Origin of the sequence: Methylobacterium oryzisoli, from assembly GCF_046557895.1 — a bacterium.
Taxonomy (GTDB): Bacteria; Pseudomonadota; Alphaproteobacteria; order Rhizobiales; family Beijerinckiaceae; genus Methylobacterium; species Methylobacterium oryzisoli.
Genome location: NZ_JBKIBX010000027.1, coordinates 32,815 through 50,226 on the forward strand (window position 1 = coordinate 32,815; position 17,412 = coordinate 50,226).

The window sequence follows — 17,412 nt, forward strand, 5'->3', positions numbered from 1 at the left end:
CCGGCCCGGGGTATCGGCCGGGGCTCCGGTGGTGTCAACGCACGGGGAAGGGCGGCAGGGCCGGGCGGATCCTTTCCACGAGCCGGGCGAGGCGCAGCACGCCGTGGTCGTCGAAGCGGTGGCCGATGATCTGCAGGCCCACCGGCCACCCCTCCGGCGTGACGCCGGCCGGGACCGAGACCGCCGGCTGCTCCGACATGTTGAAGGCCACCGTGTAGCCGATGTGCTCGAAGGGACGCTGCGGGTCGTTGGTCGGGGAGGGCAGTTCGGCCGGGAAGGCCGGCACCGGGGCGACCGGCGCGATCAGGAAATCGAAGGGCCGCGTCGCCGCGAGCGCGGCATCGCGCATCCGCGCCATCTGGCTCATCCCGGCGAAGACCGCGGCGCCGCTCAGGGTGCGCGCCGTCTCCGCCCAGGCCCGGATGTAGGGCAGCACCGCCGCCTGCCGCTCCGGGGCGAGGCCGCCGATGTCCGACCAGGCGCGCTGGCGCCAGAAGACGTCGAGCCCGTCGAGCATCTCCCGGGTGAGGATCGGTCCCACCGGCTCGACCACGGCGCCGGCCTCTGCCAGCCGGCGGGCCGCCTCTTCCACGACGGCGCGCACCGCCGGTTCGAGCGGCAGGCCGACGCCCGCCTCCAGCATCAGCCCGAGCCGCAGGCCCTTCGGGTCGAGGCCGTCGAGGGCGAGCCAGTCGATCGCCGCCGGGGGCAGGGCGGTGCCGTCGCGGGGGTCCGGCCGGCTGAGTTCGCGCATGGCGAGCGCCGCATCGGTCACCGTGCGGGTCATCGGCCCGGCGCAGCGCCCGTAATAGGGCGGGTCGACCGGCACCCGGCCGTTGCTGGGCTTGAGCCCGACGACGCCGCACCAGCCGGCGGGCAGCCGCACCGAGCCGCCGATGTCGGTGCCCAGATGCAGCGGGCCGTAGCCCGCCGCCGCCGCCGCGCCCGCGCCCGCCGAGGAGCCGCCCGGGGTGCGCGAGAGGTCCCAGGGATTGCGGGTGAGCGGATGGAAGCTCGACAGGCCCGACGAGAGCATGCCGTAATCCGGCATGGTGGTGCGCGCGAAGATGACGGCGCCGGCCTCGCGCAGGCGCGCCGTGGACGGGGCATCCGCCGCGGCCGGCGGGGCGTCGCGCCGCGCGGCGGTGCCGAGCGGCATCGGCACGCCGCGCGTGGCGAGGTTCTCCTTCACGGTCGCCGGCACACCGTCGAGGGGCAGCGCCTCGCCGCGCCGCCAGCGCGCCTCGGAGGCGCGGGCCGCCGCGCGGGCGCCCTCGGCATCCGGCGCGTAGAGGGCGCAGAGCGCCGGCTCCCGCGCCTCGGCCCGGGCGATCACCGCGTCGAGCACCTCGACCGGGGAGAGCGCGCCCTCGGCGTAGGCGCAGAGGAGGTCGGCGGCGCCGAGGTCGGCCGGGGAATCGGACATCGCAGGCCCCCTCAGCCGCCGTCCCGCGCCGGCTTGCCGGCGAGCGCCACGTAGAAGCCGAGCCCGTCCTGGGCCGGCAGCGTCTGGAGCCGGTCGACCCAGCCGCGGCGCTTGGCCTCCAGCAGCAGGCGGCCCACCGGCTGAAACAGGGTCTCGCCGCCGCCGGGCGCCGGCCCGTCGAGGCGCACCGCCACGGTCTTGCCCTTGGCGAAGCGGCTGCGCTCCAGCATGTCGGTGAGCGAGGCTTCCGCCTTGGGCCGCGCGGTGCCGCGCAGGTCGAGCACCGATTCGGCATCCGTGACGCCGAGGGTGCCGCGCAGCTTGTTGGCGTAGAACTCGTCGAAATGGGGCAAGGGCGGACCTGGGGCTCAGAGGGGGATGCCGGCGTAGAGGGCGGCGACCGGCACGCTGCCGGCGAGGTCGGGCAGCGGAAGGGTGTCGTCGAGCCCGAGCGCCCGCACGCTCCAGTCGGGTCCGTTGCCCCGCTGCCAGACCTCCACCCGCGGCTCGTCCTGGTAGACGATCAGGAAGGTGCGCAGGGTCTGGAGCGACTGGTAGAAGGCGGCCTTGCGCCCGCGGTCGTTGTGCATGGTCGAGGGCGAGAGCACCTCCGCCACCAGGATCGGGTCGCGGGCGTAGCCGTCCGGCAGGAGCGGGCCGCAGCGGACCACGATGTCGGGGATCGGCGCGTAATCGTCCACGAACTCGTTGCGCAGTCCCAGCCCCGGCAGGGCGCGGCAGCCGAGCCGGTCGGCGAGAGGACCGATCTGCCGGATGAGGTTGCCGACGATCTGCTGGTGGCGCTCGCTCTGCGGCGCCATCAGGATCGGCTCCCCGTCGAGGAGTTCCCAGCGCTCGTCGTCCGGGCGGGCGCGGATCATGGCGAGGAAATCGGCGAACCGCAGGCGCGGCTCGCGGCGCAGCGCGAGGGTCATCGCAGCTCCTGTCCGGTGCCGCGATGCTAGCACCGGGCGCGCGGGCGCGACAGTCCGCCGGGCCTCACCTGGGCTGCACGAAGAGCGGGCACGGTGCTTCGATCAGCGCCGGACGAGGCGGCCGCGCCCGCGGCGCGTCCGCCTCTCAGTCTGGCTTCTGCATCCTCCTCGCCGGAGCCGGCGGCGAGGAGGCGCGGCGGCTCAGACGCGCACCAGCACGTTGCGGAACTGCCAGGGATCGCCGGCGTCGATGTCCTCCGGGAAGAGCCCCGGACGGTCGGCGAGCGGCGTCCAGTCCGTGTAGACCCCGACCACCGGGCCGAGATACGGCATCTGGACCTCCAGGCAGCGGCGGAAATCGACCTCGTCCGCCTCGACGATGCCGGCCTGCGGGTTCTCCAGCGCCCAGACCATCCCGGCGAGCACCGCCGAGGTCACCTGGAGGCCGGTGGCGTTCTGGTAGGGGGCGATGCGGCGGGTTTCTTCGATGGAGAGCTGCGAGCCGTACCAGTAGGCGTTCCTGCCGTGGCCGTAGAGGAGCACGCCGAGCTCGTCGATGCCGTCGACGATCTCGTTCTCGTCGAGGATGTGGTGCTTCTCCTGCACGCGCCCGGCCTGCCCGAACATCTCGTGCAGCGACAGCACCGCCTCGTTGCAGGGGTGGTAGGCGTAGTGGCAGGTCGGCCGGTAGATCGCCTTGCCGCCCTCGCGCACCGAGTAGTAGTCGGCGATCGAGATCGCCTCGTTGTGGGTGACGAGGAAGCCGAACTGCGCCTTGGCGGTGGGCGTCCACGAGCGCACGCGGGTGTCGGCGCCGGGCTGGAGCAGGTAGATCGCGGGCGCGTCCCCCGGATGGGTGCGGGCGTTCTCCGGCATCCAGGTCTCGTGCGTGCCCCAGCCGAGCTCGGCCGGCTGGTTGCCCTCGGAGACGAAGCCTTCCACCGACCACGTGTTCACGAACACGCCCATCGGCTTCTCGGACTTGGCGCGCTGGGTGTCGCGCTCGGCGATGTGGATGCCCTTGACGCCGACCTTGCGCATCAGCGCGGCCCATTCCTCGCGGGTCTTCGGTTCCGGGTCGGTCAGGCCGAGATCGCCCGCCACGTTGAGGAGCGCCTGCTTGACGAACCACGACACCATGCCGGGATTGGCGCCGCAGCAGGACACCGCGGTGGTGCCGCCCGGGTTGCGGCGGCGGGCGTCGAGGATCTGCTCGCGCAGGGCGTAGTTGGTGCGGTCGCCCGGGCCGGCGTTCTTGTCGAAGTAAAAACCCGGCCACGGCTCGGCGACCGTGTCGATGTAGAGCGCGCCGATCTCGCGGCAGAGCTCCATGATGTGGCGCGAGGAGGTGTCGACCGACAGGTTGACGCAGAAACCCTGACCGCCGCCCTCGGTAAGGAGGGGGGTGAGCACCTCGCGGTAATTGTCGCGGGTGAGCGCCACCTGCTCGAAGCGCAGGCCGTGCCGGTCGGCCAGCGCCTTGTGGGCGTCCGAGGGCTCGATCACGGTGAACCGGGCCTTGTCGTAGGTGAAGTGGCGCTCGATCAGGGGCAGGGTGCCCCGGCCGATCGAGCCGAAGCCGATCATCACGATGGGGCCGCTGATGTGGCCGTGGACGGGCCAGTCGGTCATGGTGGAACCCTTCTCGGTGCGTTTCGGGTGCGCGTCGTTAGCCGAATTCGGTGACGGGCCGGCGACGGGGTGATTGGCCCCTCCGCCGCACCGGGTCAACCGGGCGTCCGGGTAAAGAATCGATTGGCGCCGCCATGCCTTGGCCGCATGGCGCGGCTGCGGCCGCGGCGCTTGAGTGCGGCGCAACAACACCCATATTGCAATGCAACACAGTCGGGAACCAGAAGCCGACGCCGAAGGAAGAAACGCCCGCGCGCAGTTCTCACAGGAGATCATCATGCTCGCGGTTCTCAGCCACTCCCTCTCCAGCCTGTCCTCCGCGCCGTCCCGCGACGAGCCCGGCTTCCTCGCCCTGGTCGGGCGGATCGCCCAGGCGGTCCACGCCGAGCGCCAGCGCCGCCGGGACGACCGGATCGCGGCCTTCATCGAGTCCCGCGGCGGGCGCATCACCGACGACCTGGAGCGGCAGATCGGCAACTACTTCTGCTGAGGCACGACCGGCGTCCGGGGACGGTCAGAGCATTGTCCGACGAAGTGGATACCGCTTCGTCGCCGACAATGCGGCAATCGAAGACTAAGAGCCGCGCCCGATGGCAACGCGATCGGGCGCTGCTCTGGGCGTCCTCCGGCGCTCCGGACCAATCTGCCCGATACGAGAAAAGCCGCCGCGGAGGCCCCGCGGCGGCTTTTCTCGTGTGCGAAGACCGGGTGCGCGGCTCAGGCCGCCCCCTCGTCCATGTCCTCGGCGGTCGGGACCGCGTTCTCCAGGATCTTGTCGGCGACGAGGCCCATGTTCTGGCGGATCGCCTGCTCGATCCGCTGGGCGATGTCCGGGTTGTCGCGCAGGAAGCCCTTCGAGTTCTCGCGGCCCTGGCCGAGGCGCTGGCTGTCGTAGGAGAACCACGCGCCCGACTTCTCGACGATGCCGGCCTTGACGCCGAGGTCGATGAGTTCGCCGACCTTCGACACGCCCTCGCCGAACATGATGTCGAACTCGACCTGCTTGAAGGGCGGGGCCACCTTGTTCTTGACCACCTTGACCCGGACGCTGTTGCCGATCGGCTCGTCGCGGTCCTTCAGGGTCGAGATGCGGCGGATGTCGAGGCGGACCGAGGCGTAGAACTTCAGCGCGTTGCCGCCCGTGGTGGTCTCAGGGCTTCCGTACATCACGCCGATCTTCATCCGGATCTGGTTGATGAAGATCACCATGCAGTTCGAGCGCGAGATCGAGCCGGTGAGCTTGCGCAGCGCCTGGCTCATCAGGCGGGCCTGGAGGCCGGGCTGCTGGTCGCCCATCTCGCCCTCGATCTCGGCGCGCGGCGTCAGCGCGGCGACCGAATCGACCACCAGCACGTCGATGGCGCCCGAGCGCACCAGCGTGTCGGTGATCTCCAGCGCCTGCTCGCCGGTGTCGGGCTGGGAGATCAGCAGGTCGTCGAGGTTGACGCCGAGCTTGCGGGCGTAGACCGGGTCGAGCGCGTGCTCGGCATCCACGAAGGCGCAGACGCCGCCCTTCTTCTGGGCCTCCGCGATGGTGTGGAGCGCCAGCGTGGTTTTCCCCGAGGATTCCGGGCCGTAGATCTCGATCACCCGGCCCCGCGGCAGACCGCCCACGCCGAGCGCGATGTCGAGGCCCAGCGAACCGGTCGAGATGGTCTCGACCTCCTGCACCTTGTCGCCCTTGCCCAGGCGCATGATCGAGCCCTTGCCGAAGGCGCGCTCGATCTGGGCGAGCGCGGCATCGATCGCCTTCGACTTGTCTTTGTCCATGGTCGGGTTTTCCACCAGTCGCAGGGGGGACTGAGCCATCTGAGCGGTCCTTATGGCACGGGGTCGGCGGGATTCTCAATGCGCGCGGGCCTGCCGTATGTACTTGTTTTGTTCTCAGCCGACAAGGGTCGGAACGGTCGCAGGGCGGGGATATCCGGTGCGCATTCCGGCAGTCCGGGGGCGTCAGGTCCGGTCTCGGAACAAGGCGCAGGGGAACCCCTCTCCCGTCCGGGAGAGGGGATCCCGCGCTGGTCCGCGCTATGAACGGCCCGGCCGTCCGGCATCGCGCTTGCTCGCCGGCGGACCGAGGGAGTCCCAATGGCCGCCACGATCCTGCACCTCGCGCTCAGCCTGATCCTGTTTCTCGGCATCGCNCAGGGGATCGAAGATCCCGCGTGAGGGTCCCGGAAGGGAGCCGCAGTGAAGCTGAAACGGTGGTGAGGGGAGCGGGACGGGTCAGGTTTCATCGCTGACCGTCGTGCTGGCAGCGGGCAGCCTCGCGACTGCTTGGTGCACCCTCCCGCACCCTCAAGCGGGATCTTCGATCCCCTGCCCCTCTCCCACTCGGGAGAGGGGATCCCGCGCTGGTCCGCGCTATGAACGGCCCGGCCGTCCGGCATCGCGCTTGCTCGCCGGCGGACCGAGGGAGTCCCAATGGCCGCCACGATCCTGCACCTCGCGCTCAGCCTGATCCTGTTTCTCGGCATCGCGATCCTGTTCTCCAGCGACCGGCGGGCGATCCGGCCGCGGGTGGTGCTGGCGGCGCTGGCCCTGCAGATCCTGATCGGGGCCGTGGTCCTGTTCCTGCCCGCGGGCCGGCGGGTGCTCGGGGCGGTGGCGGAGGCGGTGGGCGCGGTGCTGGCCTACGGCGACAAAGGCGCGGCCTTCCTGTTCGGCAGCCTCGTCGAGCCGCGGATGATGGAGCTGTTCGGGGCGGGCGGCTTCGTGCTCGCCTTCCGGGTGCTGCCCCAGATCGTCTACGTCTCAGCGCTGATCGGCGTGCTGTACCATCTCGGCCTGATGCAGGCGCTCGCCCGCTGGATCGGGGCGGCGCTGCATCGGGTGCTCGGCACCTCGCGGATCGAGACGTTTTCGGCGGTCGCCACGATCTTCATCGGCCAGAGCGAGATCGCGGTGGCTTTGCGCCCGTATCTGACGCTCCTCACCGGCGCCGAACTCTTCGCCGTGATGACGAGCGGGGCGGCCTCCACCGCCGGGTCGATCCTCGCCGGCTACGCGGCCCTGGGCGTGCCGATGGACTATCTCCTCGCCGCCTCCTTCATGGCGATCCCCGGCGGGCTCCTCTACGCCAAGATCCTCGTGCCCACGACGGAGCCGACCCGCGTCGTCAGCACGCGGGCGGAGTTCGGCGAGCGGCGCGCCGTCAACATCATCGAGGCGGCGGCCGAGGGCACCCAGAAGGGGCTCGCGGTCGCGGTGGCGGTGGGCGCGATGCTGATCGCCTTCGTGGGGCTGATCGCGCTCGCCAACGGCCTCGTCGGCTGGGCGGGCGGCCTCGCGGGGGTGCCGGGCCTGACCATCGAGGGGATCCTGGGTGTGGCCTTCAGCCCGCTGGCCTACCTGCTCGGCGTGCCCTGGGAGCAGGCCGGGCTGGTGGGCGCGGCGATCGGCCAGAAGATCGCCTTCAACGAGTTCCTGGCCTACGCCACCGTCTCGCCGCTGCTCAAGGACGGCTCGCTCGGCCCCCGCACCACGGCGATCCTGTGCTTCGCGCTCTGCGGCTTCGCCAACCTGACCTCGATCGCCATCCAGCTCGCGAGCTTTTCCAGCCTCGTGCCCGAGCGCCGGGCCGAGGTGGCGGCCTTCGGCCTGCGCGCCGTCCTGGCCGGCACGCTGTCGAACTTCACCAGCGCGGCCATCGCGGGCGCCTTCATCGGCGGCTGAACCGGGCCATCATCCTACGTCGAGCCCGAGATCGATGATCGGCGCGCTGTGGGTGATCCAGCCGGCGGAGATCAGGTCGACGCCCGCGGCCGCGACCGCGCCGACCGTCTCGGCCGTGATGCGCCCCGACGCCTCGCTGATCGCCCGGCCGTCGATGGCCGCCACCGCGCGGGCGAGGTCGGCCGGCGTCATGTTGTCGAGGAGCACCGCATCGGCCCCCTCCGCCAGCGCCTCGTCGAGCTGCGCCAGGGTGTCGACCTCGACCTCGATCCTCACGAGGTGGCCCGCGCCGGCCCGGGCGCGGCGGATCGCCGGCCGGATGCCGCCCGCCACCGCCACGTGGTTGTCCTTGATGAGCACGGCGTCGTCGAGGCCGAAGCGGTGGTTCGCGCCGCCCCCGGCCCGCACCGCGCGTTTTTCCAGGGCGCGCAGGCCCGGCGTGGTCTTGCGCGTGCACACGATGGCGGCCCGGCCGTGCGGGCGCGCCGCCGCGACCAGGGAGGCCGTCGCGGTCGCGACGCCCGAGAGCCGGCAGAGCAGGTTGAGCGCCACCCGCTCGGCCGACAGGATGGCCCGGGCCGGCCCGTCGAGGCGGATCACCGCGTCGCCCGGGCCGACCCGGGTGCCGTCCGGGCAGGCGACGCGCACCGCCACGGCGGGGTCGAGCAGCCCGAAGGCCAGCGCCGCCGCGTCGGTGCCCGCGACCACGCCCGCCTGCCGGGCGACGATCGCGCCGGTGAAGCGGGCCTCGGCGGGCACGATCGCGTCGGTGGTGAGGTCGCCCGCGCGGCCGAGATCCTCCAGCAGGGCCGCGCGCACGACCGGCTCCACCATCAGAACGGGCAGGGGGGTGAGGGGCAGGGCGTCGGTCGTCGAAGCAGTCATCGAAGCGGTCATGGGACCTCCTGGAGCGCGGGAGCGAGCCCGGCCGCGGCCTGGCTGGCCTGCGCGAGGGTGATGTCGGCGTGGCGGGGCGCCGCCTGTTCCGGATGGTCGGCCCGCCAGTGGGCGCCGCGGCTCTCGCGCCGCCGCAGCGCCGCCACCGCGACGAGGAGCGCGGTCTCGGCCTCGGGCGAGCCCGACCGTGCGAGCGCGCCGAGGCGCGCCGCCGCCCGGGTCAGGCCCGCCTCGTCGCGCACGAGGCCGACCTCGGCCTCCATGATCCGCTGGATCTCGGCAAGGATGGTGGCGGACGGGGCGGGGGGCCAGGGCCCGGCCGCGCGCGGCGGGCCGGCCGCCTGCGCGCCCCGGATGTCCCGCGCGATCAGCGCCGCGAAGGCCAGCGCTTCGAGGAGCGAGTTGCTGGCGAGGCGGTTCGCCCCGTGCAGCCCGGTCGCCGCGGCCTCGCCGCAGGCCCAGAGCCCGGGCAGCGAGGCGCGGCCGCGCCCGTCCACCCGGATCCCGCCCATGTGGTAGTGCGCCGCCGGGCAGACCGGGATCGGGAATGCGGCCGGGTCGAGGCCCGCCGCCCGGCAATGCGCCGCCACGGTGGGGAAGCGGCGCGCCACGTCGAGATGCCTCGCATCGAGGAAGACCCGCTCGCCCCGCGCGGTCCGGGAGAAAATCGCCCGGGCGACGACGTCGCGCGGGGCGAGGTCGGCGCCCGCGACGCCCGCCATCACCCGGCCGCCCGCCGCGTCGACCAGCACCGCGCCCTCGCCGCGCAGGGCCTCGGTGGCGAGCGGGAGCGGCCCCGCGGCCCGCACCGCGATGGCGGTGGGGTGGAACTGCACGAACTCGACGTCGCGCAGCACCGCCCCGGCCCGGGCCGCCAGCGCGAGGCCGGAGCCGACCGCGCCGGGCGGGTTGGTGGTGGCGCGGTAGAGGGCGCCGAGGCCCCCGCTGGCCAGCACGACGGCGCGGGCCGGGAGCATCACCGTCTCGCCGCCGATGGCGACCGCGAGGCCCGCGACGGCGCCGCGCTCGTCGCGCAGGAGGCCGGTCGCCCGGCCCACCACCCTGGTGATCCGAGGGGCCGCCGCGGCGGCGCGCGCGAGCGTGTCGAGCACCCGCGCGCCTGTGGCGTCGCCCCCGGCCTTGACGATGCGGCGCCGGCCGTGGGCGGCCTCCAGGCCGAGGGCGAGCGCGCCGGCCGCATCCCGGTCGAAGGCGGTGCCGAGGCCGGCGAGCCACGCCACCGCGCCGGGGCCGGCCTCGGTCACGACGCGCGCCACCTCCGGGTCGCTCAGGCCCGCCCCGGCGGCGAGCGTGTCGGCCGCGTGGAGCGACGGGTCGTCGTCCGTGCCGAGGGCCGCCGCGATGCCGCCCTGCGCCCAGGCGGTGGCGGTGCCCTCGCCGAGGGCGGCGGTGCTGACGAGCGTCACCGGCAGCGGCGCGAGGCGCAGCGCCGTGGCGAGGCCGGCGACGCCGGCGCCCACCACGATCACGGAGGCGCCGCTCACGGCCGCACCGCCAGCATGCGCTCGACCGCCCGGCGGGCCGGGGCGATCAGCTCGGCCGGCACCGTGACCTCGTGGGTCATCGTCTCCAGCGCCCGCCGGATGCCGCCGAGCGTGATCCGCTTCATATGCGGGCAGAGGTTGCACGGCTTGACGAACGCGACGTCCGGATTGCGCACCGCGAGGTTGTCGGCCATCGAGCACTCGGTGATCATCACCACCTGCGCGGGCCGGCGCGTCTCCACGAAAACCTGCATCATCGCGGTCGAGCCCGCGAAATCGGCCTCCGCCACCACCGCGGGCGGGCATTCGGGATGGGCGAGCACCGCGACGCCCGGATAGGCCTCGCGCACCTCGCGGATATCGGCGGGCGTGAAGCGCTCGTGCACCTCGCAATGGCCGGCCCAGGACAGGATCTCGATTCCCGGCAGCTCGGCCTGGATGTTCTGCGCGAGGTACTCGTCCGGGATCATCAGCACGCGCGGCACGCCGAGCGACTCCACCACCGCCCGGGCGTTGCCCGACGTGCAGCAGAGGTCCGACTCCGCCTTCACGGCCGCCGAGGTGTTGACGTAGGTGACGACCGGCACGCCGGGATGGCGGCGGCGCAGGGCCCGCACGTCCGCGGCGGTGATCGAGTCGGCGAGCGAGCAGCCGGCGCCGAGGTCCGGGATCAGCACGGTCTTGTCGGGGTTCAGGAGCTTGGCGGTCTCGGCCATGAAGTGGACGCCCGCGAGCACGATCACGTCCGCGTCGGTGCGGGCCGCCTCGCGGGCGAGCGCGAGGCTGTCGCCGACGATGTCCGCCACCGTGTGGAAGATCTCCGGCGCCTGGTAGTTGTGGGCCAGCACCACGGCGTTGCGCGCGCGCTTGAGCGCCTGGATCGCCGCGACGTCGCCGGCCAGCGCCGGCCACTCGATGGCCGGGACGTGGGCACTCACGCGGGCGTAGAGATCGGCCAAGGGCATCGCGATGGGCATTGCGGCGGGCAGCGCGTCGCGGGACGGACCGGGGGATTCGGCCATGCTCGTCTCCCATATGCTCAGAATGAGCATTTACCCGGCTAGCCTACGCGCCGATTCGCAGCCTGTCCAGATATGCTGGAATTGAGCATAAGGGTGGGGGAGGGGGAGATCGGTTTGCCCTGGTGAGCACGCGCTCAAGGGTGCCGCGTAGAGCGCGGGATCCCCTCTCCCGTGCGGGAGAGGGGTAGGGGTGAGGGTCCCGGGAGGGTGCAGCAAGAAGGCGGGACGGTGCCCGCCACCAGCACGACCGTTAGAGTTTAACCCTGACCCGTTCCGCTCCCCTCACCACGTTCACCGCTTCACTGCGGTACCACCTAGACCCTCACCCCTGCCCCTCTCCCGTGCGGGAGAGGGGTTCCCCGCGCCTTACGCAGTGACCGCCGCGCCAACTCTCCGGCCCCGGCCCCGTCCCCCGCCGTCAGACCGCCACCACCTTGCCGGGATTCATGATCCCGTCGGGATCGAGGGTGCGCTTGAGGGCGCGCATCATCTCCAGCGCTGCCGGGCCGTGCTCGATCTCCATGAAGCGCATCTTCTTCTGGCCGATGCCGTGCTCGCCCGTGCAGGTGCCCTCCATGGCGAGCGCCCGCGCCACGAGGCGCTCGATGAAGCCGGTGACGCGGGCGATCTCGTCGGGATCGTCCATCATCACGAGCGGCGAGGTGTGGAAGTTGCCGTCGCCGACATGGCCGGCGATCGGCGCGGTGATGCCGCTTGCCACGATGTCGCGCTTGGTCTCATCCACGCACTCGGCCAGCCGCGAGATCGGCACGCAGACGTCGGTGGCGATGACGCGGGCGCCCGGGCGCAGGGCGACGGCGGCCCAGTAGACGTCGTGGCGCGCCTGCCAGAGCCGGGTGCGGTCCTCCGCCTTCGTGGCCCACTCGTAGGGGCCGCCGCCGAACTCGGCCGCGATCTCGCCGAAGCGCTCGGCCTGCTCGGCGACGCCCGCCTCCGAGCCGTGGAACTCGACCAGCAGCATCGGGATCTCGGGCAGGGCGAGCTTCGAGTAGGCGTTGCAGGCCGCCACCTGCACCTCGTCGAGGAGTTCGATCCGGGCCACCGGGATCCCCGACTGGATCGTCATGATCACCGCGTCGCAGGCCGCCTTGATGGTCGGGAACGGGCAGATGCCGGCCGAGATCGCCTCCGGGATGCCCGAGAGCCGCAGCGTCAGCTCGGTGATGATGCCGAGCGTCCCCTCCGAGCCGATGAGGAGCCGCGTGAGGTCGTAGCCGGCCGAGCTTTTCCGCGCGCGCGAGCCGGTGCGGACGATCTCGCCGTTGGGCAGCACGGCGGTGAGCGCCAGCACGTTGTCCTTCATCGTCCCGTAGCGCACCGCGTTGGTGCCGGAGGCCCGCGTCGCCGCCATGCCGCCGAGCGAGGCGTCGGCCCCGGGATCGATGGGGAAGAAGAGGCCCTGGTCGCGCAGGTGCTCGTTGAGCGCCTTGCGGGTCACGCCGGGCTGGACCACGCAGTCGAGATCCTCGGCGTGGACCGCGAGCACGCGGTTCATCTCCGAGAGGTCGATCGACACCCCGCCGTAGGGGGCGTTGACGTGGCCCTCCAGCGAGGTGCCGGTGCCGAAGGCCACCACCGGCATCCGATGGGCGGCGCAGATCCGCACCGCCGCCTGCACGTCCTCGGTGCTGCGGGCGAAGACCACCGCGTCCGGCGGCTGGTTCGGCACCCAGGTGAGCGTGCTGCCGTGCTGCTCGCGCACCGCCTGCGCGGTGACGAGGCGGTTGCCGAAGGCCGCGGCGAGCTCCCGCACGACCGCGGCGACCGTCTCGGGCGACGGACGCGCGCGCGCTGGAGAGGGGGCGGGCGCGGAGGGATGGGCGTTCATGGTGTCTCGGAGCCTCCCGGACGGGATCGAAGGCCGGCTCGCCCGGCGCTTGTCGGGTTCGTCCTAGCACCATCCGGGCGCCGCCACACGGCCCCGCGGCGCGCGCCTGCCCTGCCCGGACCCCACGGTCAAGCTTTTATTGCCCAAGATTCGCTCAAGGCTTGGACTTCCAGGGGGTGGACCTTTCGGCGAAGCATGCTACTCCGGGGGCCGGTATCCTCAGATGCCGCCGCGCTTGCCAGGAGCCGAACCATGGCAGACGAGCGTCCCGCATCGGTCTTCTTCTTCGCGCCCTTCGTCTCCTCGACGATGCCGATCGAACAGGGCTGGATCGACTACAACGGCCACCTCAACATGGCCTACTACCACGTGCTCTTCGACCGGGCGGTGGACGAGGCGTTCAGCATCGTCGGACTGGGACCCGATTACGTGGCGGAGCGGCAGGCCACGTATTTCGCCGCCGAGGTGCACGTGCGCTACCGGCGGGAACTGACGCTCGACGACCGCGTGCGCGTGACCCTGCAGCTCGTCGATTTCGACGAGAAGCGGGTGCATTTCTACACCGAGATCCGCCACGCCCTGGAGGGCTGGGTGGCGGCCACATCCGAGAACCTGTCGCTGCACGTCGACGCGGCCACCCGGCGGGTCGCGCCCTTCCCGGACGACATCCTCGACAACCTCGCGGTGATGCGCTCCTGCCACGCGCGGCTGCCGCGCCCGGCCGATCTCGGCCGCGTCATCGGCGTCCCGCGGCGCGGCCTGCGGCGCGAGGGCGAGCCGGTGGCGCTCGCCGGAGGCGCGCGGGCGCGGCACTGACGCCCGGGCGGACCGGAGCGCGCCTGCCGGGCGACCTTGCCGGGCGCCTCCCTCGACCGACCTTGCCAAGCGGACCGACTTCGCCCCATTCATCCGCGAGGGCCGCATGGCGGCCGGACGGAATCCTGCGCGATGCCCACTTACGAGCCCCGGAACGAGGCGGAGGCGGCCGAGATCGTGGCGGCGGCGGCGGCCCGGGGGGAGCGGCTGCGGGTCGTGGGCGGCGGCACCAAGGCGGCCCTCGGGCGCCCGGCCCAGGACGAGGCGACGCTCTCGGCGGCGGGCCTCACCGGCATCACGCTCTACGAGCCGGCCGAGCTGGTGATCGGCGCCCGCGCCGGCACGCCGCTGGCGGAGGTGGAGGCGCGCCTCGCCGAGCGGCGCCAGATGCTGCCGTTCGAGCCGATGGACTACCGCGCCCTCCTGGGCTCCTCGGGCGAGCCGACGATCGGCGCGGTGGCGGCCGGCAACGTCTCGGGTCCCCGCCGGATCAGCGCGGGCGCGGCCCGCGACAGCCTGATCGGCGTGCGCTTCGTCAACGGCCGCGGCGAGGCGGTGAAGTCGGGCGGCCGTGTGATGAAGAACGTCACCGGGCTCGACCTCGTGAAGCTGATGGCGGGCTCCTGGGGCACGCTCGGCCTGCTCACCGAGGTGATCTTCAAGGTCCTGCCGACGCCCGAGCGCGCCGCCACGCTGGTCTTCGCCGGCCTCGACGACGCGCGGGCCGTCGAGGCGATGAGTCTCGGCCTCGGCTCGCCGTTCGAGATCACCGGTGCGGCGCACTGGCCTGCGGGCGTCGGGGCCGGGGAGGCGCGCACGTTCCTGCGCATCGAGGGCTTCGCGGCCTCCATCGACTACCGGCTCGGCGAGCTGCGCCGCCTGCTGCGCCGCTACGGGAATCCGGAGATCACGGACGGCGAGGACGCGGCCTCCCTCTGGGCGGCCGTGCGGGACGCCGCGCCCTTCGCGGCCGGCCAGGCCGAGGGCGCCGTGTGGCGCATCTCCACGGCGCCGGGCCAGGGTCCGGCCCTCACGGCGGCGGTGGCGGCCCGGCGCGCCGCCCGCTGGTTCTACGACTGGGGCGGCGGCCTGGTCTGGCTGCTGACCGATGCCACGGGCGATGCCGGCGCCGAAGCGGTGCGGGCCGCCGTGGCGCAGGCGGGCGGCCACGCCACGCTGGTGCGCGCGCCGGAGGCGGTGCGCGCCGCGGTGCCGGTCTTCGAGCCGCTGCCCGAGCCGCTGATGCGTCTCACCGCCGGCGTCAAGGCCGCGCATGACCCCGCCGGGCTGTTCAACCCCGGCAGGATGTACGCCGGCATCTAGACAACCTGCGAGATCTGTTCCGGGCCGGTCGAGTCGCCTCATCCCGCGCGATCGCCACAACGGGGCGTTAGGAAAGGCGTGGTTGCATCGCGCCGCGGGCGCGGGACGGCTCCGCGACGGCGGGAACCCGGCGGAATGGTCCGAGATGGTCTTGCGGCCCTGCGGCGCTTCGCGCGCGAGCGCGCCGCCAACGTGGCCCTGATCTTCGCCCTGTCGCTGCCGCTCCTGTTCGGCGCCGTGGGCCTGACGGTGGATTACGTCTCGTGGCAGGCGCAGGCCCAGCGGCTGCAGAAGGCCGCCGACGCCGCCGCCCTCGCGGTCGTCTCCGACATGCAGGTCTCGTCCGCCAGCCAGGAGCGCATCCAGTCGGTGGCCGAGGCGCAGGTGCGCGATCAGGTGCGGCTCGCCGAGGGCGACGGGCCGGTGGCCGTGCACACGCTGCCGGTGTCCCGCACCCGCCCCAACGGACCGTTCGAACCGGCCTTCGCGGACGGCCGCGCCCGGCCGCCGAGCGGCGTCACCGTCACGCTCACCCAGCCCCGGCGCGCGCTCATGAGCCGCTTCGTGACGCCGCATCTCGCCGACATCGCGGCCTCGGCCACCGCCGAGGCGCTCGGGGCCGTGAAGGTCTGCGTCGTCGCGCTCGACGCCGCGGGGGCGGAGGCGGTGCGCCTCAGGAACCTCGCCCGGATCGAGGCGGGGGGCTGCTCGGTCTACGCCCTGTCCTCCAGCGCCTCCGCCCTCAAGGCCGAGGATCTCGCGGTCGTCACCTCCGCCAAGGCCTGCGCGGTGGGCGGCTACGCGGGCGGCACCCACAATTTCCGGCCCGCGCCGGTGACGGCCTGCCCGCCGATCAAGGACCCGCTGGCCGAGCGCGTGGCGCCCCCGGTCGGCGGCTGCACCCACACCAACCTCAAGGTCACCGGCGAGGTGCGGACGCTCTCGCCCGGCACCTATTGCGGCGGGCTCACCATCGACCAGGGCGCCCAGGTCACGCTCAACCCGGGCGTCTACGTCATCAAGGACGGGCCGCTCGTCGTCGGCCCCGGCGATCTGAACGTCGGCGTCACCCTGCTGGGTGCCGCGGGGAGCTGCAGCGGGCGCGAGGTGCAGGTCAGCGTCGGCCTCGGCTGCCTCGCGAAGGTGACGCTCGACACGATCGGCTCGATGAAGGGCACGCAGGTCGGCTTCTACTTCACCGGCACGGTGCCGCCCGACCCGGACGGGGTGGTGCGCCCGCTCCAGTTCCGGCAGCGCTCGGTGGTGGAGATCACGGCGCCGCTGCGCGGCGACATGGCGGGCCTGCTCTTTCACGAGGACCGCGGCGCCGCGCCCGGCCGGCTCTTCGAGGTCAAGAGCGACAGCGCCCGGCGCCTCGTCGGGACGATCTACCTCCCGCGCGGCACCTTCGTGGTCAACGCCAATCAGGTGGTGGCGGACCAGTCCGAGTACACCGCGGTGGTGGCGCGCCGCATCGACCTCTCGCAGGCGCCGCGCCTCGTCATCAACACCAATTACGGCGGCACCGACGTGCCGGTGCCGAAGGGCCTCGGCCCGTGGAGCGCGAGCGCGGCCTTGACGGAGTGATACCAACGGTCATTTCCAATGACCGTTGGTTCCGCTCTCGAATTTTCGCCAAGCCCTTGGCTTGATGTCGAAAATTCGAGATGGCTCAACGGCCCGATGCGTCAGCATCCTGGGCCGTTGGTATGAGGATGGCGCGGCCGCCTCCGGCCGGTACGCCGTCAGGGCCGGGATGCCCTCAGGGTTTGGGTTCGGCGGACGGCTCGGCGTCGGCGCGCGGCTCGGCGGTGGCCAGGGCCTTGGTCTGCAGGAGCGGGGCGAGCCGCACCTCCAGCTCGCGGCCGAGGTGGCGCGTGTAGGCACCCCGGAAGTAGCGCCAGCCGGCGCCCTCGCCGTAGCGGGCGTCGTGCGCCCGCATCATCGCATCGACCTCGGGCCGGCACAGGAAGCCGATCACGCCCGCCGCCTCGTACCAGTGCCCGGTCCGGGCATGGGCCAGCGCCGCCGCGTTGTTGCCGATGGTCTCGGCGAAGCAGTCGGTCGCCGCCCGCTCGAGGGGAACGAGGGCGGCGGGCCGCACCTCGCGGGCGAGGGCAGGCGCGGCCGTGGTCAGGGCGCAGAGGATGCCGCAGAGCAGGGATCTCATCATCCGGGGTTCCGGCCGGTTCGAGCGGATCTGGAGGATCGGCAGCATCCCCCGCCTCCGGGGCGAATCTGCGGCGGAATCCGGCCGAGCGCGGGATCGGTGAAAGGCGCCGGCCCGTCTGGACGCAGGGCGCCAGATAGGGCACCTCCCGCACGCGACCTT

At 73.0% G+C, this 17,412-nt stretch carries 15 protein-coding genes; 5 read left to right on the plus strand and 10 right to left on the minus strand.

What is annotated here, in order from left to right:
* Positions 1-34 precede the first annotated feature (34 nt).
* The 4 genes from ACKUB9_RS22280 to ACKUB9_RS22295 all read right to left on the minus strand — a co-directional run bounded on the left by ACKUB9_RS22280 (position 35) and on the right by ACKUB9_RS22295 (position 3,993).
* Positions 35-1,426, minus strand: coding sequence for an amidase (locus ACKUB9_RS22280; RefSeq protein ID WP_407526783.1), 1,392 nt, complete (start codon positions 1,424-1,426; stop codon positions 35-37).
* An 11-nt stretch (positions 1,427-1,437) separates the two neighbouring features.
* The gene (locus ACKUB9_RS22285; RefSeq protein WP_407526786.1) at positions 1,438-1,779 is read right to left on the minus strand and encodes a hypothetical protein; all 342 of its coding nucleotides are present in this window, start codon (positions 1,777-1,779) and stop codon (positions 1,438-1,440) included.
* Between the two features lie 15 nt (positions 1,780-1,794).
* The gene (locus tag ACKUB9_RS22290) at positions 1,795-2,361 is read right to left on the minus strand and encodes a Uma2 family endonuclease (protein WP_407526789.1); all 567 of its coding nucleotides are present in this window, start codon (positions 2,359-2,361) and stop codon (positions 1,795-1,797) included.
* Between the two features lie 201 nt (positions 2,362-2,562).
* Positions 2,563-3,993: a homospermidine synthase gene (locus tag ACKUB9_RS22295; RefSeq protein ID WP_407526791.1), complete on the minus strand. Its 1,431-nt coding sequence runs from the start codon at positions 3,991-3,993 to the stop codon at positions 2,563-2,565.
* A 277-nt stretch (positions 3,994-4,270) separates the two neighbouring features.
* Between ACKUB9_RS22295 and ACKUB9_RS22300 the strand changes: the two genes are divergently transcribed.
* Entirely contained in the window at positions 4,271-4,483 is a 213-nt protein-coding gene (locus ACKUB9_RS22300; protein WP_407526794.1) for a hypothetical protein, read from the plus strand.
* 227 nt (positions 4,484-4,710) lie between these two features.
* On the opposite strand, the gene recA is transcribed toward ACKUB9_RS22300, so the two are convergent.
* Complete coding sequence (recA, locus tag ACKUB9_RS22305; RefSeq protein ID WP_407526797.1) at positions 4,711-5,802, minus strand: recombinase RecA; 1,092 nt, start codon at positions 5,800-5,802, stop codon at positions 4,711-4,713.
* A gap of 615 nt (positions 5,803-6,417) precedes the next feature.
* Here recA and ACKUB9_RS22310 point away from each other — a divergent pair.
* Positions 6,418-7,668: a NupC/NupG family nucleoside CNT transporter gene (locus ACKUB9_RS22310; RefSeq protein WP_407526800.1), complete on the plus strand. Its 1,251-nt coding sequence runs from the start codon at positions 6,418-6,420 to the stop codon at positions 7,666-7,668.
* A gap of 9 nt (positions 7,669-7,677) precedes the next feature.
* Here ACKUB9_RS22310 and nadC read toward each other — a convergent pair whose 3' ends face one another.
* The 4 genes from nadC to ACKUB9_RS22330 form a co-directional block, all read right to left on the minus strand.
* On the minus strand, positions 7,678-8,565 hold the full coding sequence (gene nadC / locus ACKUB9_RS22315; RefSeq protein WP_407526803.1) for a carboxylating nicotinate-nucleotide diphosphorylase: 888 nt from the start codon (positions 8,563-8,565) through the stop codon (positions 7,678-7,680).
* The gene (locus ACKUB9_RS22320) at positions 8,562-10,070 is read right to left on the minus strand and encodes an L-aspartate oxidase (protein WP_407526806.1); all 1,509 of its coding nucleotides are present in this window, start codon (positions 10,068-10,070) and stop codon (positions 8,562-8,564) included. Before ACKUB9_RS22320 ends, nadC begins: the two co-directional genes overlap by 4 nt.
* Entirely contained in the window at positions 10,067-11,092 is a 1,026-nt protein-coding gene (gene nadA / locus ACKUB9_RS22325; protein ID WP_407526809.1) for a quinolinate synthase NadA, read from the minus strand. Before nadA ends, ACKUB9_RS22320 begins: the two co-directional genes overlap by 4 nt.
* A gap of 418 nt (positions 11,093-11,510) precedes the next feature.
* Positions 11,511-12,941: an FAD-binding oxidoreductase gene (locus ACKUB9_RS22330; RefSeq protein ID WP_407526812.1), complete on the minus strand. Its 1,431-nt coding sequence runs from the start codon at positions 12,939-12,941 to the stop codon at positions 11,511-11,513.
* A 252-nt stretch (positions 12,942-13,193) separates the two neighbouring features.
* On the opposite strand from ACKUB9_RS22330, the gene ACKUB9_RS22335 reads away from it, so the two are divergent.
* From ACKUB9_RS22335 to ACKUB9_RS22345, 3 genes are all read left to right on the plus strand, one after another.
* Entirely contained in the window at positions 13,194-13,757 is a 564-nt protein-coding gene (locus tag ACKUB9_RS22335; protein WP_407526815.1) for a thioesterase family protein, read from the plus strand.
* Positions 13,758-13,889: 132 nt separating this feature from the next.
* Positions 13,890-15,080 (plus strand): glycolate oxidase subunit GlcE, encoded by a 1,191-nt coding sequence (gene glcE / locus ACKUB9_RS22340; RefSeq protein WP_407526817.1) that lies wholly within the window; start codon positions 13,890-13,892, stop codon positions 15,078-15,080.
* Positions 15,081-15,215: 135 nt separating this feature from the next.
* Complete coding sequence (locus ACKUB9_RS22345) at positions 15,216-16,667, plus strand: pilus assembly protein TadG-related protein (RefSeq protein WP_407526820.1); 1,452 nt, start codon at positions 15,216-15,218, stop codon at positions 16,665-16,667.
* A gap of 175 nt (positions 16,668-16,842) precedes the next feature.
* Here the strand turns inward: ACKUB9_RS22345 and ACKUB9_RS22350 are convergent, their stop codons facing one another.
* A complete protein-coding gene (locus ACKUB9_RS22350; RefSeq protein WP_407526823.1) occupies positions 16,843-17,298 on the minus strand; it encodes a hypothetical protein in 456 nt (151 codons plus the stop codon).
* Positions 17,299-17,412: the final 114 nt, after the last annotated feature.

Excerpts from the sequence above, each read along its gene's own strand:
- ACKUB9_RS22345 (WP_407526820.1), top strand. The coding sequence starts at position 15,216 with ATGGTCCGAGATGGTCTTGCGGCCCTGCGGCGCTTCGCGCGCGAGCGC.
- ACKUB9_RS22335 (WP_407526815.1), top strand. The coding sequence starts at position 13,194 with ATGGCAGACGAGCGTCCCGCATCGGTCTTCTTCTTCGCGCCCTTCGTC.
- ACKUB9_RS22330 (WP_407526812.1), bottom strand. The coding sequence starts at position 12,941 with ATGAACGCCCATCCCTCCGCGCCCGCCCCCTCTCCAGCGCGCGCGCGT.
- nadA (WP_407526809.1), bottom strand. The coding sequence starts at position 11,092 with ATGGCCGAATCCCCCGGTCCGTCCCGCGACGCGCTGCCCGCCGCAATG.
- ACKUB9_RS22300 (WP_407526794.1), top strand. The coding sequence starts at position 4,271 with ATGCTCGCGGTTCTCAGCCACTCCCTCTCCAGCCTGTCCTCCGCGCCG.
- ACKUB9_RS22280 (WP_407526783.1), bottom strand. The coding sequence starts at position 1,426 with ATGTCCGATTCCCCGGCCGACCTCGGCGCCGCCGACCTCCTCTGCGCC.
- ACKUB9_RS22290 (WP_407526789.1), bottom strand. The coding sequence starts at position 2,361 with ATGACCCTCGCGCTGCGCCGCGAGCCGCGCCTGCGGTTCGCCGATTTC.
- glcE (WP_407526817.1), top strand. The coding sequence starts at position 13,890 with ATGCCCACTTACGAGCCCCGGAACGAGGCGGAGGCGGCCGAGATCGTG.
- ACKUB9_RS22310 (WP_407526800.1), top strand. The coding sequence starts at position 6,418 with ATGGCCGCCACGATCCTGCACCTCGCGCTCAGCCTGATCCTGTTTCTC.
- recA (WP_407526797.1), bottom strand. The coding sequence starts at position 5,802 with ATGGCTCAGTCCCCCCTGCGACTGGTGGAAAACCCGACCATGGACAAA.
- nadC (WP_407526803.1), bottom strand. The coding sequence starts at position 8,565 with ATGACCGCTTCGATGACTGCTTCGACGACCGACGCCCTGCCCCTCACC.
- ACKUB9_RS22295 (WP_407526791.1), bottom strand. The coding sequence starts at position 3,993 with ATGACCGACTGGCCCGTCCACGGCCACATCAGCGGCCCCATCGTGATG.
- ACKUB9_RS22350 (WP_407526823.1), bottom strand. The coding sequence starts at position 17,298 with ATGCTGCCGATCCTCCAGATCCGCTCGAACCGGCCGGAACCCCGGATG.